Here is an 18,832-nt window from a genome sequence, read left to right as displayed (position 1 = left end):
AGACCTTGTGTTGCGCGCCTCGGGAACACGGCCTCACGGAAATCCGGAACGCGGCGCAAGGCTGTTCGGAATCGTAGTAGGCGCGCGCTGATTTCGTTGCGGTACTAAGGTTCTCGATTGCGCCAATCGGTTGCCCGGGAGGACTGCCGACTACTTGCCCGGAGGCCGATGCGCCAGTATTCGCGCAGGATACGGCGACTCGGCCCGCGCTATTCGCCGTCCTCGCCGCCGCGCTTGACGTCCAGCCGGGTGACACCGGCCGGAGGCAGTCCGGCCGCGTACGCGAGCACCTCGCAGAAGGCTTCCACATGCGGCCGCATCTCGGTGTCGCCCACCGTCCACGACGCCCGCAATTCGAGTTGATGCGCGCGCGGCGGCCCGGCGATATCGCCGTAGCGCACCGAACTCGTGGAGGTGACCGTGCCGCCCAGCGCGGTGAACGGCGTGCGCGATTCGAGCGCGTCCACCAGCCAGCTCCACGCCACCTCCGGCAGCAGCGGATCGGCCGCCAGCGCCGAGTCGATATCGGCCTGGATGTAGGCCACCAAGCGGAACACCCCGTGCCGGGCTTCCTGGCCGTTCGGGTCGTGCAGCAGGATCAATCGGCCGAACGCGTCGCCGTCGGAGTCGACGGGCACCACATTGGTATCGGGTCGAGTGACTTCCGCCCCGAGGGCGTAGGAGTACGGGGCCAGGCGCTGCGGGGGCCGGATCGGTGCGAGCTCGATTCGAGGATGCACGGTTGCGGTGCCCATCGCATCGACCGCGGCGCGGAACCTGGCGGGTTCTTCTGGTTCCGGGGTCGGTGCGGCGCCGTCGCGGAAGTCGAGCGGTGTCACGAAATGCCACGGTAGACCTCGGAGGCGCGGTGTAGTGAGAGGCGCGCCGCCGGGCCCCTTTACGATGGCTCCTGATGAGCACTCACACCCGCCGCCAGCTGACCGATGCCCCGTTCCTCGTCGCCGCGAACGGCGGCGTGCCGCATCGTCGCCCGGTGTGGTTCATGCGCCAAGCTGGGCGTTCGCTGCCGGAGTACCGCGAGCTGCGCGCGGGCATCGGCATGCTGGAGTCCTGCTTCGATCCGGAATTGGTATGCGAAATCACCATGCAGCCGATCCGCCGCCACGATGTCGACGCCGCAATCCTGTTCTCCGACATCGTCGTTCCGCTCAAGGCCGCGGGCATCGATCTCGATATCGTGGCGGGAGTCGGTCCCGTCGTTGCCGATCCGGTGCGCACCGTCACCGATGTGCGCGCCCTGCCGCGCCTGCGCGCCGAGGAAGTGGGCGCGGTCACCGACGGCATCCGCCTGCTGCTCGACGCTCTCGGCAATACGCTCCTCATCGGTTTCGCGGGCGCGCCCTTCACCCTCGCCTCCTATCTCGTCGAAGGCGGCCCGAGCAAGAACCACGAGCGCACGAAGGCGATGATGCTCGCGGACCCGGAAACCTGGCATCAACTGCTGGGCGTGCTCACCGATATCACCATCGAATTCCTGCAGGCCCAGATCGCCTCCGGCGTCGACGCGATCCAGCTCTTCGATTCCTGGGCCGGTGCATTGACCCTCGCCCAGTACCGCGAATACGTGCTCCCGCATTCGATGCGCGTCTTCGCCGAAGTCGCCGAGGCGGGCATCCCGCGCATCCATTTCGGTGTCGGCACCGGCGAACTGCTCGGCGCCATGGGCGAAGCCGGAGCCGATGTCGTCGGCGTCGACTGGCGCATCCCGCTGAACGACGCCGTCCGCCGCGTAGGCCCCGGAAAAGCCTTGCAGGGCAACCTCGATCCGGCCGTCCTGTTCGCGGGCCCGAAGGCCGCCGAATCCGAGGTCCGCCGCATCGCCCACGAGGCCGACGAAGCCATCACCCTCGGCGCGAAGGGCCACATCTTCAACCTCGGCCACGGCGTCCTCCCGAACACCGACCCCACCGCGATCACCGACACAGTAGCCCTCATCCACAGCCTCCCCATCCCCCTGTAAGTCCGCGGAGCAGGTAATCGCGCGGGGGTCTTCTCGGCGTTTGCCTGCACCATTACCTGCTCGACTGCTGCCCACGGGGGTGGGAGTACGTTGCTGGTAAGGGATTAGTGGCGAGGAGTGGTCGATGCGGATCGCGGTGGTCGGTGGCGGGATCAGTGGGCTCGTGGCGGCCTACCGGTTGCGGCGGGCGCTGGGGTCGGAGGCCGAACTCGTGCTGGTCGAGCGGGGGGAGCGCATCGGCGGGATTCTGCATACTGCCGAGATCGACGGTGAGCCGGTTGATTTGGGGGCCGAGGCGTTCGTCGGGCGGCGGCCGGAGATTCCGGAGCTCATGCGGGAGTTGGGGATCGAGGACCAGCTCGTCCATCCGGCTGGTAAGCGGCCGCTGATCTGGTCGGAAGGCGCGACGCATCGGCTGCCGGAGAACACCTTGATGGGTATTCCTTCCGGTCCGGAAGCGGTTGCCGGGCTGGTCGATTCGGAGACACTCGAAAGAATCGCGGGCGAGCACGAGCGGCCGCTGCTTTCTTGGGAGCGGGGCGGCGATATCGCGGTCGGGGCGCTCGTCGCGGATCGTTTCGGCGCGCAGGTCGTGCGCCGCAGCGTCGATCCGCTGCTCGGCGGAGTGTATGCGGGACTGGCCGATTCGATCGGCGTGCGCGCGGCCCTGCCCACTCTGGCCGCGGCGCTCGACGCGGGTGCGCCGAGCCTGACAGTTGCGGTGCGCGACGCGCTTCCGCCGCCGTCGACGACGCCGGTCTTCGGCGGCATTCGCGACGGCTATCGCGTCCTGCTCGACGCCCTGCGGGTCGCCGCCGATGTGAAGATCGAAACCACTACCGCCGCAACCAGGCTCACTCGTGCCGCGAACGGCTGGGAGCTCGATCCGCTCGGTGTGGTCGATGGCGTGATCCTCGCCGTTCCGGCCCCGGCGACGGCGGCCCTGCTGCGTGAGATCGCGCCCGCCGCGGCCGATCTCGTCGGCGGCATCGATCTGGCCTCCTCCGCTGTCGTCGCTCTCGCGCTGCCCCGGGAAACGGCGCTGCCCGACAACTCCGGCATTCTCGTCGCGACCGGTGAGTCCTTGCGCGCCAAGGCCTTCACCCTCTCCAGCCGTAAATGGCCGCATCTGGCCGAGCGCGACGTGGCTCTCGTCCGTGCTTCTTTCGGCCGCTTCGGCGACGCTTCGCCGCTGTCCTGGCCGGATTCCGCCCTCATCGCCGCGGCCGTCGAAGACCTCACCGCGGTGACCGGCGCCGAGATTCGCCCGTCGCGGGCGATCGTGCAGCGCTGGGTCGGCGGCCTCCCGCAGTACGCTCCGGGCCACACCGCCCGCATCGCTGAACTGCGTTCGGCCACAGCCGATCTCGAGGGCATCGCATTGGCGGCCGCCTACCTCGGCGGTGTGGGCGTGCCCGCGTGCGCCGCCTCCGGTACCGCCGCCGCGGCCCGTATCGTCGAGCAGTTGTACTGAATTCGAAAAGATAAGCGCCGGTCCGTATTGTTATCGGGATCGAATTCGACTGTGCGACAGAATCTCTCGGCGTATCGTCAGGACTGGGATCCCGGCCGCCGAAGTCGCTGGCCATCAGAATTCGTATAGGACAACGGCACATCCGCGCATCGATCACGAGTTACGCGGGTATTCATTCTGCTGCGCGACTCATCCTCGAATGCCGCTGTGCGCGTTCCGTCCTGGAACATCGGAGTAGCAGTCATGCATGTCACACCTGTCGCAAACAATTCCCCCTTCCCGGTCACCGCGACGATGACCACGGACGGCGGAAAGCTGGCCATCCAGTTCTGCGGATCGGCGTGGTCCAATAGTGGCGGGAAGATCAGCGTCAATCTGCTGATGGACGGCAATGTGATCGCGACGGCCTCGGCCTTCACCAACGAGCCGCGGTCGCACAAGGCGTTGGTGCCGGTCACCGTGGTCGTCGCGGCCACCGCCGGAACGCACACCTTCACCGTCGCCGCCGTCAGCGGAACGAATGTCGACCTGAACGACTATTTCACGATCACGGCGACCGAGACCGCCCCGAATCACTTCTAGAAGGGCCGGGCGAATATCGGGTACATGGCGTCGCCCGGCTGGGCCCTCAACAGCGGCAGCGGCCCGCGCGAATGGCGGGAGCCGGTCGTCTTCGCCAAACCGTTCAATATGCCGCCGGACGTCACGATCGCCCTGTCCATGCTCGATGTCGACGAGTCCAAGAACGCGCGGGTGCGGGTCGAAGCGCAGAACATCACCGACAAGGGATTCGATCTCGTGTGCGGCACCTGGGCGGACACGATTCTGTACAGCGTGAATGCGGACTGGCTGGCATTCGGCGACACCCAGTGACCCGAATTCCGTAGCGCGGTCCTGAGATCGGAGGGACGGCGCGGACGCCTGCGTGCAGGGGGGCGTCCGCGCCTGCCGGGTCAGCGGGGGACCAGGTCGGTCGGATCGGTATTGGCGCCGCAGACGATGACGGCGATGCGCTCGCCGGGGCGGGGGAGGTACGCACCCGAGGTGAGGGCGGCCAGGGCGGCGCCCGCCGCGTGCTCGACCGCGAGTCTGCGGGTGTCCCAAAGGAATTGGCGAGCGGCGACGATCTGGGCGTCGGTGACCAGAACCGAATGGGTGTCGGCGGCCGCGGCGGCGGTGAGGGACATGTCCGAGACCCGGGTCGCGCCCAGGGCATCGGCGGCGATCGAGTCGATGTCCACGTCCACGGGGTGACCCGCGGCCAGGGCGGCATTGAAGGCGCGGCAGTTCTCGGGTTCGGCCGCCACCACGCGGACGCCGTGATGAGCTGCGGCGGTGGCTGTTCCGGTGAAGAGCCCGCCGCCGCCGACCGAGAGCACCACCGTATCCAGGTGGGGGAGTTGGGCGATGATCTCCTCGAGCAGGGTGCCAGCCCCGGCTGCGATATAGGGATCGTCGTAGGCGTGCGACCGCAGCGCGCCGGTGGTCTCGGCATAGCGGAGGCAGTCGGCGGCCGCGGCGGCGTAGGTGGGGCCGCCGGACATGACCTGGGCCCCGAGGGCGCGCAGGCGCGCGACCTTCACGGCGGGCGCGGTACTGGGCAGGAAAACGGTGGCGGCGGAGCCGACCTCGCTCGCGGCCCAGGCGCACGCGACGCCCGCATTGCCGCCCGAGGCGATGGTGACGCCGACCTTGGGCAGCTCGCCGCGCTCGTGGTGGGCGAGGGTGAAGTTCATGGCGCCGCGGGCCTTGAAGGTGCCGGTGTGCTGCATGTGTTCCAGGGCCAGCCACAGCTCATAGGCGCCGCCTGCGGCCGCGGGGACAGTGCCGGGGTTGGAGGGGACAGTGCCGGGGTTGGCGGGGTCGGCGGGTGCGAGGACCACGGGGCGGATGCGGCCCGCAATGCGGTCGGCGGCGGCCTTCACGTCGGCATAAGTGGGATGCACTGCTGTTCCTTCGTGTTTCGGGGTGGAAATGACCGGCGCGGCCGGGTCGCGGCGGCTCCGGGGACGATGTTTCCGGGGTCGGCGCACCGGATAGTTACACTGTAACTTACGCTGGAGACATGCCTAGGACATCGAAATCGCTCGAGGAGGCCACGCCGGAGGCGATCGCGCGGGCCGGACTGGCGATCATCGAGACGCGCGGGGCGCAGGAGCTGAGCTTTCGCGCCATCGCGACCTATCTGCACGTCTCGCACACCACGGTGGTGCGGCGCGGCGGCGGCGATTTCAACGGCCTGCTGGATCTGCTCGCCGATCATCTGGCCGCGGACCTGCCCGAGATCGCCCCGGGCTCGGGCCCGTGGGCGCGGCTCACCGAGGAACGCTTCCTCGCCTGGCACACGCTGCTGATCGCGCATCCGGGCCTGGTCCTGCTGCGCGGCGCCCGGCCGTGGCTGGGCCCGCGCCTGCTCGGCCGCCTCACCGAACCGCAACTGGCGGAAAATCTTTCACTCGGCCTGACCATGGTCGACGCCATGCGCGCCTATCGCGAGATGTACATCTACACCCTCGGCTGCGCTGCCCTGGTCGAACATCGCGATCCGAAACCGCCCCTGCTGCGCACCCGCGCCGCCGTCGCCGCCCTCGACCCGGACGAATATCCGCTGCTCGCAGCGCATCTGGGCGAGATGACCGCGGTCCTGACCGGTGACGACGTCTTCCGCGACGGCTTGGGCCGCCTCATCGATTCCTGGTCCGGAAGAGCCGCCTGACCGCGCGTGTTCGCCATCACCCCGGGTCCCCGCCACCGGGATTCGGCGCGATGGCACGATGGGGGTCATGGCGCGACTCGACTACAAGGCCCTCAACGACACCATCCGCTATCTCATGTTCTCGGTGTTCCAGGTGGAGCCCGGTGAATTGGGGGAGAACCGGGCCGAGGCCATCAAGGAGGCCCGCGAGTTCTTCGAGTCGCTCGAGGAGCGCGGCGTGGTCGTGCGCGGTATCTACGATGTGGCCGGTATGCGCGCCGATGCCGACTTCATGATCTGGTGGCACGCGGAGACGATCGAGCAGCTACAGGCCGCCTACGCCGACTTCCGTCGCGTCACCGAGCTGGGTCAGCTCAGCATCCCGGTGTGGAGCAATGCCGCGCTGCATCGCCCGGCCGAGTTCAACAAGAGCCATATCCCGGCCTTCCTGGCGGGTGAGGAGCCGGGCAACTACATCTGCGTGTACCCGTTCGTGCGCTCCTACGAGTGGTACCTGCTCCCCGACGAGGAGCGCCGCAAGATGCTGGCCGATCACGGCAAGGCCGCCCGCGGATATCCGGATGTGCGCGCCAATACGGTGTCCTCGTTCGCGCTCGGCGACTACGAGTGGATCCTCGCCTTCGAGGCGCCGGAGCTGCACCGCATCGTGGACCTCATGCGCGATCTGCGCGCCACCGAGGCCAGGCTGCATGTGCGCGAGGAGATCCCGTTCTACACCGGGCCGCGCGTGGACATCGAGAAGCTGATCAACTCGCTGCCCTGAGTTAGCCAGAACGACGAGCAGTCAGGAGCCCGGCCGCCGCATGCGGCCGGGCTCCTGTGCATTCACCGATTGCCTGCAATTCGCTGCTTGGATGCCCGGAGAACTCGGGGCATGCGTGGAATCGCATGTGCCCCATAATGTTTTTGCGACTCAGCTTGCTGCGCTGTCCGAGGGGTGCAGACGTAGGGAGATCGAGTTGATGCAGTAGCGCTTGTCCGTGGGCGTCGGGTAACCCTCGTCCTCGAACACGTGCCCCAGATGGCTGTGGCAATTGGCGCACAGCACTTCCACGCGACGCATTCCCAGTGAATCATCCGCGCGCAGAATCACCGCTTCCGATTTCGCCGGATCGAAGAACGACGGCCAGCCGCAGTGCGAATCGAACTTCTCGTTGCTGCGGAACAATTCGGCCCCGCAGGACCGGCAGGCGTAGACGCCCTCGGTCTTGGTGTCGGTGTATTCGCCGGTGTACGGGCGCTCGGTGCCCGCCTGGCGCAGCACCGCGTATTCCTCGGGGGTCAGCTTGGCCTGCCACTCCTGCGGCGTCAGCTGAATGCGTGGCGCCGGAAGCGAGGTGCTGTCCCGCCTCTCCGCGCCTTCAGCGCCCGGCTGAGAGCCGCCAACCGCTGGTGACGCGTGCCGGCGGTTGGGAGCCGAGCCGATTTCGGGCGTCCCCGGCGAGTTACCCGGCCCTTGCGAAATCACTTGTCACGTCCCGCAGAGACGGTCGCGGCGACTCCGTCGCGCACCTGACCATTGAGTACGACCGGGTCGGCCGACTCTGGATGCATCCAGGCCGGATCCAGGGTCTTGCCCGCCACCAGTCGGCCTGCGCGCTTGGCGGTCAGGTAGCGCTCGCCCAGCACACAGAAGGCCACGATGAGCAGCAGGCCCCAGCCGAAGGTGACGCGCAGGTATTCCAGGGTGCGGCCGACGTCCTGCCAGCGGTCCGAGAGCCACTTGTCGTAGGACATGAATCCGAAGACCGCGAGCCAGGCGGGCCAGTTCCGCATGACCGAGTTCTTCTGGACGACGGTCATGATGATCGGGATCAGGAACATCGAGTAGTACTGCTGCCCCAGCGATCCCAGCAGCATGGTCGCGGTGATCAGCACGCCGGAGGTGGTGCAGATGAAGAACACCTCGTCATGGCGGTAGTACCGGTACAGGATCCACAGCGTCGCCAGCACCATGACGCCCATGGCGATGCGGATGATCCAGGTCAGCCAGTCCGCGACGCCGTAGTACCCGGCATTGCCGACAATGGCGCTGTTGAAGTAGTCCCGCGACTTCACCAGGTACGGCAGCGTGTGCTTCCAGAACTGCGCGTAGTCCACGATGAACGGCCACGCCAGCAGGTTCAGCGCGACGGGCACGCCGAGCGCGGGGATGAACGTCTTCCATTGCCCGCGCACCAGCGGAATCAGCAGCAGCGGCGCCAGCAGCGGCCCCTTGACCGCGATCGTCAATCCCAGTGCGACACCGGCCCATAGGTCGCGGCGCTGCAGGATGAGGTGGAAGAACACCACCATCAGCAGGAACAGGCAGCCGTTGATATTGCTGAAGGCCAGCGTATTGGTGACCGTCTCGGAGGCGAACATGCCCAGCAGCAGCGCGGGCGCGGCCACCGAGTTCAGCGTGAAATTGAACAGCCGCAGCAGCAGGTAGCCCGCCAGGATGATGGCGGCGGCGTTCAGCAGAATGAAACACCACCGCGACTTCTCCGGATCCAGGATCGACAGCGGCGCGATGAGCAGCGTCCCGCTCGGCATGTACAGGTAATGCGGATCGGTCGAGTCGAAGTTCGCGTTGTAGATCGGCTGATGGTTGAGGAACGCCAGCGAGGCGTTGTAGACCGGCCGGTAGTCGTCGGTGACGTGCCAGTTGATCGCCTCGATGAACACCCGGTGGATCACGGTCATGATCGCGAAGGGCCACAGGGCGTAGTTCAGTACCTGGGCGGTGGTTCGCGCGGTGCGAGGCTCGAGCTGGCGAAGGAACACTCGGGCACGGTACACCGGAATAGGCCCGTGAGGGTGCGCCGACCCGCCTATCGCGCTGGAGATCAAGCGGGGCAGGTGGTTCCGTCGGCGGGGAGTTTCGCGTCCTTCAGGTAGTCGGCGACGGCCTGCTGGGCGCAGCCGGAGTGGGCGACGGCCGGATGACCCCAGCCCTGCCAGACCACGGTCGAGGTGCGCGCGCCCGCGGCGGCGAGCGCGCCGGTGACCGAGGGCCGGGCGTCCTGGCCCGTGACCGGGTCGGCGCTGCCGCCGAGGACCAGGACCGGGCGGTCGAGCTTCTCGGGGAGCTTCTGCGTGGCCTGTCCGGCGGGCCAGGCCGAGCAGGCCATCAGATCGATGGCGGCGAGCTTGCCGAACACCGGGTACTGGCCACCCCATTGCCCGGCCAGCTCTTTGGCGCGCACGGGGCTGGCGGGCTGATTGTTGTCGCTGCAGCGATTGACGAATTCGCCGTCATTGGCAATGGCCGCGGTCTCGCGCAGCACGAACGGCGTGAGGGGACCGCGGTCGCCGCGTCCGAGCGCCGAGAGGGCGTCGGCGAATTCGGTGATGAGATTGTTCTGCCAGGTCCGCGGATCGCCGAGGAATCCGCTCAGCGTGGTGCCCAGCACGGCCGCCGACAGATCGCCGAATTCGCCGCCCCCGGCCCGGTTCACCAGCGTGGTGATGGCCGCGCGCGGATCGGCGCCGAGCGAACAGTTCAGTGCCGCACAGCGTTGCGCGTACGCGGTCAGCGCGGCTTCGGCGCCCTTGACCTGCTGTTCGGCGCGCCCGACCGCGTCCAGCCCGACCGCCTGCGGCGAATCCAGCACCAGCCGCCCGAGATGGTCGCCGTACTTGCGCGCGTACTCCAGGGCGACGGTCGCCCCGGAGCCCGTGCCCAGCAGCGCGATGTGCTCCACCTGCCACTGCTTGCGCAGCTGATCGAGATCGTCCGCGGCGTGCCCGGAATCGAAGGTGCTCTGCGCCGGAGACAGGAAGTCCAGGCATTCGATGGTGGCATCCTGGCTGGCCTCGGCCACCGCGTCGACGGGATCGGTTGTCCCCGCCGTGAATTGGCCCTGATCGGCAATGGTCTTGCGGATGTCGGCGGTCATGCAGCTCACCGGCTGCGAACTGCCGATCCCGCGCCGGTCCACCGCCACGATGGGCCGCGCGGCCAGCAGCGGATTGTTCGGCCCCGCCGCGAGCGCCGCGAGGGTGGCCGTGGATGCCCGATCGGAGCCGGAGGTCAGCACCAGCGGCGCGGCGTCCTTGGGCGTGTTCTCGTACCGCGCCCGCATGGCCGCCGTCCGGAAGTTGCCGCTCACGGCCCCCGCGATATCCACCTGCGTCGTGTACTCGGCGCATTCCAGCACCAGCCCGCCCGGCGGCGTCCCAAGCGACAGCAGGTTGAACGTGGGCACCGTGCAGTCGTGCCACGACAATTCGGTCTTGGGCACCTCGGGCGCCGGGGGTTCCGGATCGGCGGGCTTCGTACTCGTCTCCACGACCCCACCCTGATGCGGTCGTTCCACGGCAACGGCCGGGCGATCCGAGGGCCCGGCCCCACAACCGGTGGTCACCAGGATCGAAAGTGTCGACGCCAGCAGAGCGGCCCGAGTCCAGCGCATGCGCTACAGCCTGCCAGGTCCGGCAACCGGTTTCAGCTCTGGGTGTGGCTGCGCTCCCAGCGGGTCAGGATGGTGCCGTCGTCGTCGACGATGAGGTGGCGTCGGGTCATGGGGGTGGGCGTTGCCGTGGGGGACACCGCGATTCGGCCGCCGGTACCCGCTACGAGCAGGGGGGAAACGGTCAGGCAGAGGTCGTCGACGGCGTCGGCGGCGAGGAGTTCGCCGAAGAGGGATGGGCCGCCTTCGCACAGGACTCGCCGGAGGCCGCGTTCCTCGAGGGCGGCGCGGATGGCGGTGGCGGTGCAGGTGGTGTCGCCCGCTTCGACTACTTCGCCACCGGCGTCTCTGAGGATCTTCTTGCGGTCGGCGGGGGCGCTGCGGGTGGTGAGGATGATCGGGCGGGCGCCGGTGTCGGTGAACAGGCGGCTGTTGGGGTCCAGGGCCGCGCTCGCGGTGACGACGGCTATGCGCGGCGGCGCTCCGTCGGGGTCGCCGCCGAATCCGTGATGCCACAACCGGGTTCGCAGTCGCGCATCGGTGTGCGCGGCCCCGTAGTTCTCCGCTCGGACCGTTCCGGCTCCGACCAGTACGACGTCGGCCAGATCCCGCAGCAGGAGAAAGACTTTCCGGTCGGCGGGCGTGCCCAGTCCGCCCGAGCGACCGTCCAGCGTCACGGCTCCGTCGATGCTGGTGACGAAGTTGACCCGGATCCACGGCCGCGCGGGCCCGGCCGGGTAGGCATACCAGCGCACCAGCTCGTCCGGGCCGAGTTCTGTGAGCTGGATCGCATTGGGCATACGCTGCATGAGTACCGATCACACCACGTCCGTACGCTGCTTGCGTGCAACAACGCCTCGTCGATCGCCACCCGGAGGTTCCGGCAGACCAGCTCGTGGCCCAGATGGTTCCCCCGCCCACCTTCGACGAGGTGAGCTTCGCTTCGTACATCCCGGATCCCCAGGAGCCGTCGCAGGCCGCCGCGGTCCGGAAGGCGGCGGGTTTCGCGGACCAGGTCACCAAGCTGCACAAGGCCGCCTCGAAGAAATCCCTGTTCGGGAAGAAGAAGCAGGTCACCGGTATCGGCCTGTACCTGGACGGCGGGTTCGGCGTGGGCAAGACCCACCTGCTGGCCTCGATCTTCCACAGCGTGCCCGAGCCCAAGACCTTCGGCACCTTCGGCGAGCTGACCAATCTGGTTGGCGCGCTGGGCTTCAACAACGCCGTCGAGCGACTGTCGGGCAACAGCGTGCTGTGCATCGACGAGTTCGAGCTCGACGATCCGGGCGACACCATGCTGGTGTCGCGGCTGCTCTCGGAGCTGACCGCGCGCGGCGTGTCCGTGGTCGCCACTTCCAACACGCTGCCCGGTCAGCTGGGTGAGGGCCGGTTCGCCGCCCAGGACTTCCTGCGCGAGATCAAGAAGCTGGGCTCGCTGTTCGAGCCGATCCGCGTGGACGGCCCCGACTACCGCCATCGCGATCTGCCGCCCGCTCCGGAGCCCACCGCCCCCGAGCTGCTGGCCGAGCGCGCCTCTGCCACACCGGGTTCCACGCTCGACGATTTCGACGAGCTGACCAAGCATCTGAGCACCCTGCATCCGTCCCGCTACAACGCGCTCATCCAGGATGTGTCGGCGGTGTTCATCTCCGGCGTGCATCCGGTGACCGATCAGGCGGTGGCGCTGCGCATCGTGGTCCTGGCCGACCGGCTCTACGACGCGGGCACCCCCGTCACCGTGTCCGGGGCCAAGCTGGACCAGATCTTCACCCAGGAAATGCTGGACGGCGGCTACCGCAAGAAGTACCTGCGCGCCATCTCGCGTCTGCTCGCCCTGTCGCGGTTCGAGGCTCCGGCCACCGCGTCCTGAGACATGCCCGGTCACGAGCCGGGCATTCTACGAAGGAGTTACGCATGATCCGACCCCGCATGCTCGGCACGACCCTGGTGCTGGCCGCCGCGCTGTCCTTCGGCGCGGCTCCGGCCGTCGCATTCGCCGATACGCCCCCGGCCGCGATCGTGGCCCCGCCCGCGCCGACCGGCAATGTCCTGCTGACCACCGATGCCCGCTCGCTGAACCTGCAGGGCGTGGTGAACGCCCGCGACGCGGGCGGCTACCGCACGACCGACGGCCGCACCGTCCGCACCGGCCTGGTGTACCGCACCGGCGAACTGAGCAAGGCCACCGACTCGGATCTGTCGACTCTGACCGCCGATGACGTGAAGTCCGTCCACGATCTGCGGACCGGCTACGAGCAGCAGCTCATTGGCGTCGACAAGGTCCCGGCGGGCGCGACCGAGTTCCACGACGATGTGATCGGCCAGGCCACGCCGCAGGTCATGGCGTCGACCCTGGCCGCGGGCACCGACCTGTACCGCGCCTTCATCACCGCCCCCGGCGCGAACGAGGCGTTCGCGAACGTGCTCCGCGATATCGCCCACAACCCCGGCGCGGTGCTGTTCCACTGCACGGCGGGCAAGGACCGCACCGGCTGGACCAACGCCGTCCTGCTCACCATCCTCGGCGTGGACCGCGACACGGTCACCTACGACTACCTGCTGTCGAACTACTACCGCAATGCCAAAGACGGCGACATGCTCAACGGCGTCACCGCCGCAGCCCTCAACTCGGCCTTCGACCAGGCGAATCAGTCCTACGGCAGCTTCGACGACTACGTCCGCGACGGCCTGAAACTAACCGATGCGGACATCACCGCACTGAAGGCGAAACTGCTCTCCTGACACGAGCTGCCGAAGGAATTGTCATGACAGCTCTGATCGTGTGCACCTCCGTATCCCACGGCAACACCCAGCGGGTCGCGGAGGTGATCGGCGAGGTCCTCGAGGCCCGCATCGTCGATCCTGGGCAGCTCGATCCTGCCGAGCTGCCCGCCTACGACATGGTGGGATTCGGGTCCGGGATCTTCAATATGAACTTCCACCCGCGGCTGCGCCAGTTCATCCGCAAACTCCCCGCCTCCCAACGGCAGGAGGCATTCGTCTTCTGCACCAGCGGATTCCCCGAACCACGCCTGCGCCCCTACATGCACTCGATGGCGAACACCCTCGAGCAGAAGGGCTTCGAGGTCATCGGCGGCTTCTCCTGCCGCGCCTTCGACACCTGGCTCCCCCTGCGCTTGGTCGGCGGCATCAACAAGAACCGCCCCAATGCCGACGACCTGGCGGAGGCCCGCGCCTTCGCCGAAGCGTTGCGAGTTCGGCTGAGCGGCAATATCTGACCGATCCGGCCGGATGTCCGGCATGAATGAACCGCACGTCCCGCTCGCACGGAATGACCTTCATGGGGAGGCATTCCGTGACCAGGCGTTCGGACGGGGTGGTCGCGGGCGCGTTATCCACCGTGCACCGCATCTGCGAGCAGCTGACGGCTCTCAAACGCGCGGACGGGCGCTATGTGATCGGTCGCAAGGTGGCCGATCCGGGCACCGGCTGGTCCCTGGATCCGGGAGGATCTTGTGCTCGGGTGGCTGGCGGTTACGAGTCAGTCGAGTGAGGCTGCTTGTCGCCCTTGTCAGTCGTGGCGGTGGTGCGGCGGCGGATCTTGATACCCAGTTTCTCGGCTTCGCGCCGACGTGCCTCCCGTTGCTCGGGTGTCAGCCGCACACGGGTTGCGCGCATTGTTTCCTGCGTCAACGCACCCATTACACGCCTCCCGTCACGAATCCCTGAATGCGCCAAATATTACGCGCCGTATCCCAATCAACACCAACGATGTAGTAGCTGCGCGCGTCGATGAGCAGCACCTCTCGCTCGGCTCTGACGGTGGCGAGCTCACCCAGGCGCAGGGCTGGAGTGCCTGCGGGCACGATCAGATCCAGTATCACCGGGTTGTGGTGGCGCATCGAGCGCGGCGGGTATGCCAGACCGCACGTCGACATGAACCCTTCATGGGTGAATTCCTCCTCGACCAGTGCATACGCCGAATCGTCATCGACGATGCCGTACAGCGTGGCCTCGGATTCTCGGGTGACGCGCACAGGTTCTGGTAGCGGATACTTCGAGAGACCGGACCGGATGAGGCCGATGTGACGCTCCAGAACGGGTGTCATCGGGGCATGCCCCCACAACGCGTCGTTGATCAGCTGAAAGATGTTCAGGGCGTAAGCGCGGATCGCTCCGCTCTCCTCCGGGGTGAGAAGGGTGAGGTCCTGACCGGCGAGAGCAACCTCACCCAGCTGGGTCTTCGCGAAAACATCATCATTCGCATCCGCCACACGCGGATTGTTTCGCATCTCCACTCGCGCCGATTGGCACTTCGGTCTCTGTGTCCGAATCCACGTCTGTCTGCACCGGCGGCGAGCCTCCTTGGCATCTGACCCGCCCATGGAGAAAGCCCGGTCCCAACTCCCCGGGACCGGGCTTTTCGACTTTATGGCTAGGCGGAGTGCGCTTGTGCCGGAACCTGTTCAACAGCCGCGTGCACGGTAGCGCCACGTAGGCTGTACAACTCGCGGGCGCGGGCCGGGGTGATCGTCTCGAGCTTGGCAGGCGGTTCGGCCTTCAAGTGCTGCGTGAGGATCTGGCCTGCCATCGGGGCGATGAACGGGGCGGCCTTGCGGAGGCCGAACGAGGTGAACAAGGTGAAGAGCCACACGATGATTCGTGCCGGGATCTTGATGGCGAGATCCAGGAGAGCGGGGGTGTTGTAGTAGGGCCCGAGTTGGCGCATCCAGCGGGGCGTGATGGCCGAGGAGGCCAGTGAAAGGATGCGGCTGCCGAGGGCGTAGGAGGTGCCCGCGCCATTGCCGGGGGAGGTGCGCAGGAGGTGGCGCATGCCCTCGTCGGCGGCTTCGGAGTTGCACAGGCGCGGGCGGACGCGGGCGAAGTATTCGCGGACCTCGGCGCGGGAGCGGGGGACGTCTTCGGGCTTGCAGGTTTGCAGTTCGGCGGCGACGGCGCACTCCGCCCAGAACTGGGCGTCCTCCTCGGGAGTGAGCGGGCCGGGGCCGAAGACCTCGTAGGCCTTCATGACCGAATGCCAGCCGGTGATGTGGATCCACAGCTGCGTTTCGGGGCTGTTGGCGGCGTAGCGCTTGCCGCTGATGGGCTCGATGCCGGTCATGGGCGCGTGCACCTGCATGAGGTGCTCGGCGGCCTGGGTGGCGGTGCGCCCGTCGCCGATGGCGGCAATGAGGAAGTAGGCGAAGGTGTTGTCGAGGCGGCTGCGCGGGTTGGTGTAGATGCCGCGCGCGTCGGCGACGGCGGCGGTGAGGAACGGGTCGAAATGCTCGAGCACCACCGCACGCTGGAATCCGATGACCGCGGTGGGCGCGGTCCAGATCTTCCAGCTCATCGAACCCGGGCCAAAGAACCCGTAGTCGTCGCGTCGAAGCGTGGTCGGATCGAACCCCATCGTCACTCCCTTGTGCGTCGGCCGCCCAGCGGGTGCGCTGCATCTCCCGGCGGCGAATACAACGCAACCGTAGCAATTGCGGCGAGTGAATACAACGGTCGCGTAGGATTTTGTCGGAGCGGGTCCGGTCCAGCAGGCTGACCGGGTGGACCGATGGAGGCGGAACGGGAAGTGACGACATCACGCGCGGCGGCCGACCGTCCCAGGCGTCGCTATGCGCCGCGACTGCCCCCGGAAGAGCGCCGAGCCCAGCTGCTCGACGCGGCCTTCGAGGTCCTGGGGCGCGCGGAGTTGCACGAGCTCAGCATGGAAGCGGTCGCCAAGGCGGCGGGTGTGGGAAAACCGGTGCTGTACACCGTGTTCAAGACCCGTGCGGAACTGGTGGAAGCGCTGCTCGAACGCGAGATGGAGCGCGGCCTCGAGCAGGTGGCCGACACCCTGCCGACGGATGTGCTCGGCGCGGATCCGGTGGTGGTGGCCTCGAAGACGGTGGCCGCGTTCGTCGGTGTGGTGCTGGAGAATCCGACGCGCTGGCGCTTGATCCTGGCCAGTCCGGGCACTGCCCCCGAGGAATACCGTGCGGCCCTGCGCAGTTCGCGCACCGGCGTCTTCGATCAGGCCGAGGCGCTCATCCGCATGGGCGCCGCGCTCGATCCGCGCTGGGCGGCAATCGATTCCGGCTTGCTCACCAACTCGCTGCTCACCATTACCGAGATGCTCGGCACACTGGCCGTCAGCGACCCGGACGGCTATCCGCGCGAGCGCCTCGAGGATTTCGTGCGCTCGATAGTCCATCTCTTGAGCGGTCCGCCCGGACCGTGAACCCGGCTGAGATGATGCCGGGAACCGTTGTGGCGCTGAGAATCTCGTTTGTTACACGGTGGCGCGCCCCCAAAACTAGGGTCCATTACTACAGCTAACGGCCTCCGCATATGCTCCGACACAAGGGTCATGAGTACGACATACAGCCCCGCCCGCAAGTCCTCGGTTCTGCTGCGCGCCGGGTTCGCCGCCGCTGCGGTCACGGCCGGTCTGGTCGGATCCACCGGCCCTGCTGCCGCGCTCCCCAGTTTATCAGGCCACCATTTTCTCCACGACCGTCAGCCGTATTCCCGGACCCAGTTGCGCCGCGATCATCAATGCCACCGTCGTACCCCAGCCGCAATCCGGCGTGTTCGGTGTCCGGATCCGGATCACCCAGGACGGTGAGTTCTGCAGTGCGTACCGCATCGCGGTGGTGTGGCGCAATCTGGATTCCGGGTACAGCGACGGGCAGTCGCACCGGGTCAATATGAGCGGCGTGCTCGAGCACACGCCGGACAATGTGATCACCGGTTTCGGCACCGCGCCGGGCGCGGGCCGGGTGGAGGCCCGGATCGTCACCCAGTACGACGACGGCACCCAGCGCGAGTTGGAGGATCAGATCAGCGGCACGGCGACCTTCACGCTGGGCTGAACCGACGCCGACATCATCGGGAGCCGGGCCCGTATCGGGTCCGGCTCCTCATGATCGGGGCTCGATCACTTGCCGCGCTCGGCATCCCAGCGGTCGAGCAGCGCGGGGAATTCCTTGCCCATCCATACGAAAAAGTCGTGCATATCGCGCACGCGGGCGGCGTCCGGCCCGTTCGGATCGTCGAAGAGCGCCAGCCCGCGAGAGGTCGTCTCGGTGAGGTTGTCGTACATACCGCTCTGCTGGCGGCTGAGTTCGGGCAGGATGCCGGGACGGACCGTGTAGTAGTCGCGGCGGTCACCGGGCTTGGTGGTCTTCTCGACCCAGCGCATGGTGGTCAGGGTCTTGAGGGAGCTGGAGATCGAGCCCTTGGACGCCTGCAGCGCCTCGGCGATCTGATTGAAGGTCTGCTGCGGCGGATTGCTGACCAGCAGCCAGCCGACGGTGCGGCCGACCATCCGGACCAGTCCCATGCGTTCGAGGACGAGCGCGAAATCCTCCACGAATGCCAGTTGGGCCTCGGTGGGGGCGGTGGACTCGGCTGCGCTGCTGGGTTCCGGGGTTGCGCTGGTCATGACTCGAGTATTCCTTCCAGGTGGAACGGCGAAACGGGGTGGGTCCGATGACCCACCCCGCGGGGACTGCTACACCGCGAGATCGCGGCGGTCGAAGACGGTGAGCCCGAGGCCGATTGCGACGGCGATCAGGGCGGCGAGCACCGCCATGTTCCCGGCGTCGAAGCCCGAGATGACCGGTGCGCCGCCGACTCCGTAGTGGAACGGGGACACCTTCTGCAGCCAGCTCGCCCCGTCGATGATCCCGCCGAGGCTGTTGGCGAGGTAACCGCCGACCACCAGCAGGGCGGTCAGGCCGAGGGGTTGGGCGCGGTGGCCGGTGATCGTGCCGACCGCCTGGGTCAGCGCGCCGACGGCGAGCGCCAGCAGGCCGAGGCCGAGCGCGGCGGCGAGGATATTGCCTGTCGGGATGTCCATCTTCCCGGCATTGGTTCCGGCGATCACGCTGAGCCCGAGCACTGTGGTGACGATGCCGATCTGCACGGCTAGCGCCGCGAACCGCTGCACCAGGAACGAGGTACGGCCGACCGGTTGCGCCAGCAGCAGATCCAGGACGCCGCTGTCCTCCTGGGAGGCGGTGCGAGCGCCCATGGTGATCGCGAAGATGAGTATGAGCAGCATGCCGATCAGCGCGAATATGGTGGAGTGCAGATATCCGGCGGCGGTGCCGAAATCGTTCAGGCCCATGGCGGTGTACATGTCGTTCTGCTTGATGTTCAGCGAGCCTTGGTCTTTCAGGGACTGGAAGCTTGGCAGATACATCATGGGGACGATGGCGAAGCCGATCGACCAGCCGATGAGGGCGCGCCGCTGTTCTTTGAGGGTGCGGGTGAAAACCGAGGTGGTCATTGGTTTCCTCTGTGCG

Annotated in this window: 22 protein-coding genes; 12 read left to right on the top strand and 10 right to left on the bottom strand. The window is 67.5% G+C overall.

The window, feature by feature from the left end:
• Window positions 1-209: 209 nt before the first annotated feature.
• Entirely contained in the window at window positions 210-839 is a 630-nt protein-coding gene (locus NC4_RS20855; protein ID WP_084529491.1) for a DUF3000 domain-containing protein, read from the bottom strand.
• A 74-nt stretch (window positions 840-913) separates the two neighbouring features.
• Between NC4_RS20855 and hemE the strand changes: the two genes are divergently transcribed.
• From hemE to NC4_RS20835, 4 genes are all read left to right on the top strand, one after another.
• Window positions 914-1,981 (top strand): uroporphyrinogen decarboxylase, encoded by a 1,068-nt coding sequence (hemE, locus tag NC4_RS20850; protein WP_067540943.1) that lies wholly within the window; start codon window positions 914-916, stop codon window positions 1,979-1,981.
• Window positions 1,982-2,105: 124 nt separating this feature from the next.
• Window positions 2,106-3,455 (top strand): protoporphyrinogen oxidase, encoded by a 1,350-nt coding sequence (locus tag NC4_RS20845; RefSeq protein WP_157554975.1) that lies wholly within the window; start codon window positions 2,106-2,108, stop codon window positions 3,453-3,455.
• A gap of 243 nt (window positions 3,456-3,698) precedes the next feature.
• Window positions 3,699-4,037, top strand: coding sequence for a hypothetical protein (locus NC4_RS20840; RefSeq protein WP_067540940.1), 339 nt, complete (start codon window positions 3,699-3,701; stop codon window positions 4,035-4,037).
• 24 nt (window positions 4,038-4,061) lie between these two features.
• Window positions 4,062-4,328 (top strand): H-type lectin domain-containing protein, encoded by a 267-nt coding sequence (locus NC4_RS20835; protein ID WP_067540939.1) that lies wholly within the window; start codon window positions 4,062-4,064, stop codon window positions 4,326-4,328.
• An 80-nt stretch (window positions 4,329-4,408) separates the two neighbouring features.
• On the opposite strand, the gene NC4_RS20830 is transcribed toward NC4_RS20835, so the two are convergent.
• Window positions 4,409-5,401, bottom strand: a complete 993-nt coding sequence (locus NC4_RS20830) for a threonine/serine dehydratase (RefSeq protein WP_067540937.1) — start codon at window positions 5,399-5,401, stop codon at window positions 4,409-4,411.
• A 119-nt stretch (window positions 5,402-5,520) separates the two neighbouring features.
• Here NC4_RS20830 and NC4_RS20825 point away from each other — a divergent pair, with 119 nt between their 5' ends.
• Both NC4_RS20825 and hemQ read left to right on the top strand, forming a co-directional pair.
• Window positions 5,521-6,171 carry a TetR/AcrR family transcriptional regulator C-terminal domain-containing protein gene (locus tag NC4_RS20825; protein WP_067540935.1) on the top strand — a complete coding sequence of 217 codons (651 nt, stop codon included), beginning with the start codon at window positions 5,521-5,523 and terminating at the stop codon, window positions 6,169-6,171.
• 67 nt (window positions 6,172-6,238) lie between these two features.
• Entirely contained in the window at window positions 6,239-6,934 is a 696-nt protein-coding gene (gene hemQ / locus NC4_RS20820) for a hydrogen peroxide-dependent heme synthase (protein WP_067541074.1), read from the top strand.
• 150 nt (window positions 6,935-7,084) lie between these two features.
• Here the strand turns inward: hemQ and msrB are convergent, their stop codons facing one another.
• The 4 genes from msrB to NC4_RS20800 all read right to left on the bottom strand — a co-directional run bounded on the left by msrB (window position 7,085) and on the right by NC4_RS20800 (window position 11,365).
• The gene (msrB, locus tag NC4_RS20815) at window positions 7,085-7,489 is read right to left on the bottom strand and encodes a peptide-methionine (R)-S-oxide reductase MsrB (RefSeq protein WP_067541072.1); all 405 of its coding nucleotides are present in this window, start codon (window positions 7,487-7,489) and stop codon (window positions 7,085-7,087) included.
• 146 nt (window positions 7,490-7,635) lie between these two features.
• On the bottom strand, window positions 7,636-8,937 hold the full coding sequence (locus NC4_RS20810; protein ID WP_067540933.1) for a glycosyltransferase family 87 protein: 1,302 nt from the start codon (window positions 8,935-8,937) through the stop codon (window positions 7,636-7,638).
• Between the two features lie 62 nt (window positions 8,938-8,999).
• Complete coding sequence (locus tag NC4_RS20805) at window positions 9,000-10,568, bottom strand: alpha/beta hydrolase (protein WP_067540931.1); 1,569 nt, start codon at window positions 10,566-10,568, stop codon at window positions 9,000-9,002.
• 32 nt (window positions 10,569-10,600) lie between these two features.
• Window positions 10,601-11,365: a pyrimidine reductase family protein gene (locus NC4_RS20800; protein WP_157554991.1), complete on the bottom strand. Its 765-nt coding sequence runs from the start codon at window positions 11,363-11,365 to the stop codon at window positions 10,601-10,603.
• Between the two features lie 44 nt (window positions 11,366-11,409).
• On the opposite strand from NC4_RS20800, the gene zapE reads away from it, so the two are divergent.
• The 4 genes from zapE (at window position 11,410) to NC4_RS20780 (ending at window position 14,079) form a co-directional block, all read left to right on the top strand.
• Window positions 11,410-12,435, top strand: a complete 1,026-nt coding sequence (gene zapE / locus NC4_RS20795; protein ID WP_084529487.1) for a cell division protein ZapE — start codon at window positions 11,410-11,412, stop codon at window positions 12,433-12,435.
• A 44-nt stretch (window positions 12,436-12,479) separates the two neighbouring features.
• The gene (locus NC4_RS20790; RefSeq protein WP_067540927.1) at window positions 12,480-13,307 is read left to right on the top strand and encodes a tyrosine-protein phosphatase; all 828 of its coding nucleotides are present in this window, start codon (window positions 12,480-12,482) and stop codon (window positions 13,305-13,307) included.
• Window positions 13,308-13,330: 23 nt separating this feature from the next.
• A complete protein-coding gene (locus NC4_RS20785; protein WP_067540925.1) occupies window positions 13,331-13,804 on the top strand; it encodes a flavodoxin family protein in 474 nt (157 codons plus the stop codon).
• A 77-nt stretch (window positions 13,805-13,881) separates the two neighbouring features.
• The gene (locus NC4_RS20780; protein WP_157554973.1) at window positions 13,882-14,079 is read left to right on the top strand and encodes a hypothetical protein; all 198 of its coding nucleotides are present in this window, start codon (window positions 13,882-13,884) and stop codon (window positions 14,077-14,079) included.
• Between the two features lie 148 nt (window positions 14,080-14,227).
• On the opposite strand, the gene NC4_RS20775 is transcribed toward NC4_RS20780, so the two are convergent.
• The gene (locus NC4_RS20775) at window positions 14,228-14,800 is read right to left on the bottom strand and encodes an ADP-ribosyltransferase (protein WP_169814842.1); all 573 of its coding nucleotides are present in this window, start codon (window positions 14,798-14,800) and stop codon (window positions 14,228-14,230) included.
• A gap of 161 nt (window positions 14,801-14,961) precedes the next feature.
• Window positions 14,962-15,939, bottom strand: a complete 978-nt coding sequence (locus NC4_RS20770; protein WP_067540919.1) for an oxygenase MpaB family protein — start codon at window positions 15,937-15,939, stop codon at window positions 14,962-14,964.
• 153 nt (window positions 15,940-16,092) lie between these two features.
• Between NC4_RS20770 and NC4_RS20765 the strand changes: the two genes are divergently transcribed.
• Together NC4_RS20765 and NC4_RS20760 are read left to right on the top strand one after the other, a co-directional pair.
• Window positions 16,093-16,761: a TetR/AcrR family transcriptional regulator gene (locus tag NC4_RS20765; protein WP_067540916.1), complete on the top strand. Its 669-nt coding sequence runs from the start codon at window positions 16,093-16,095 to the stop codon at window positions 16,759-16,761.
• 349 nt (window positions 16,762-17,110) lie between these two features.
• Window positions 17,111-17,395: a hypothetical protein gene (locus NC4_RS20760; protein WP_067540914.1), complete on the top strand. Its 285-nt coding sequence runs from the start codon at window positions 17,111-17,113 to the stop codon at window positions 17,393-17,395.
• Window positions 17,396-17,460: 65 nt separating this feature from the next.
• Here NC4_RS20760 and NC4_RS20755 read toward each other — a convergent pair whose 3' ends face one another.
• Window positions 17,461-17,967: a GbsR/MarR family transcriptional regulator gene (locus tag NC4_RS20755; RefSeq protein WP_067540912.1), complete on the bottom strand. Its 507-nt coding sequence runs from the start codon at window positions 17,965-17,967 to the stop codon at window positions 17,461-17,463.
• Window positions 17,968-18,036: 69 nt separating this feature from the next.
• Window positions 18,037-18,816 (bottom strand): DUF2705 family protein, encoded by a 780-nt coding sequence (locus tag NC4_RS20750; protein ID WP_067540910.1) that lies wholly within the window; start codon window positions 18,814-18,816, stop codon window positions 18,037-18,039.
• Window positions 18,817-18,832 lie beyond the last annotated feature (16 nt).

Origin of the sequence: Nocardia crassostreae (assembly GCF_001613405.1) — a bacterium.
Taxonomy (GTDB): domain Bacteria; phylum Actinomycetota; class Actinomycetes; order Mycobacteriales; family Mycobacteriaceae; genus Nocardia; species Nocardia crassostreae.
The sequence above is the reverse complement of the archived record's forward strand: the minus strand, read 5'-3'. Positions and strand labels throughout refer to the sequence as shown.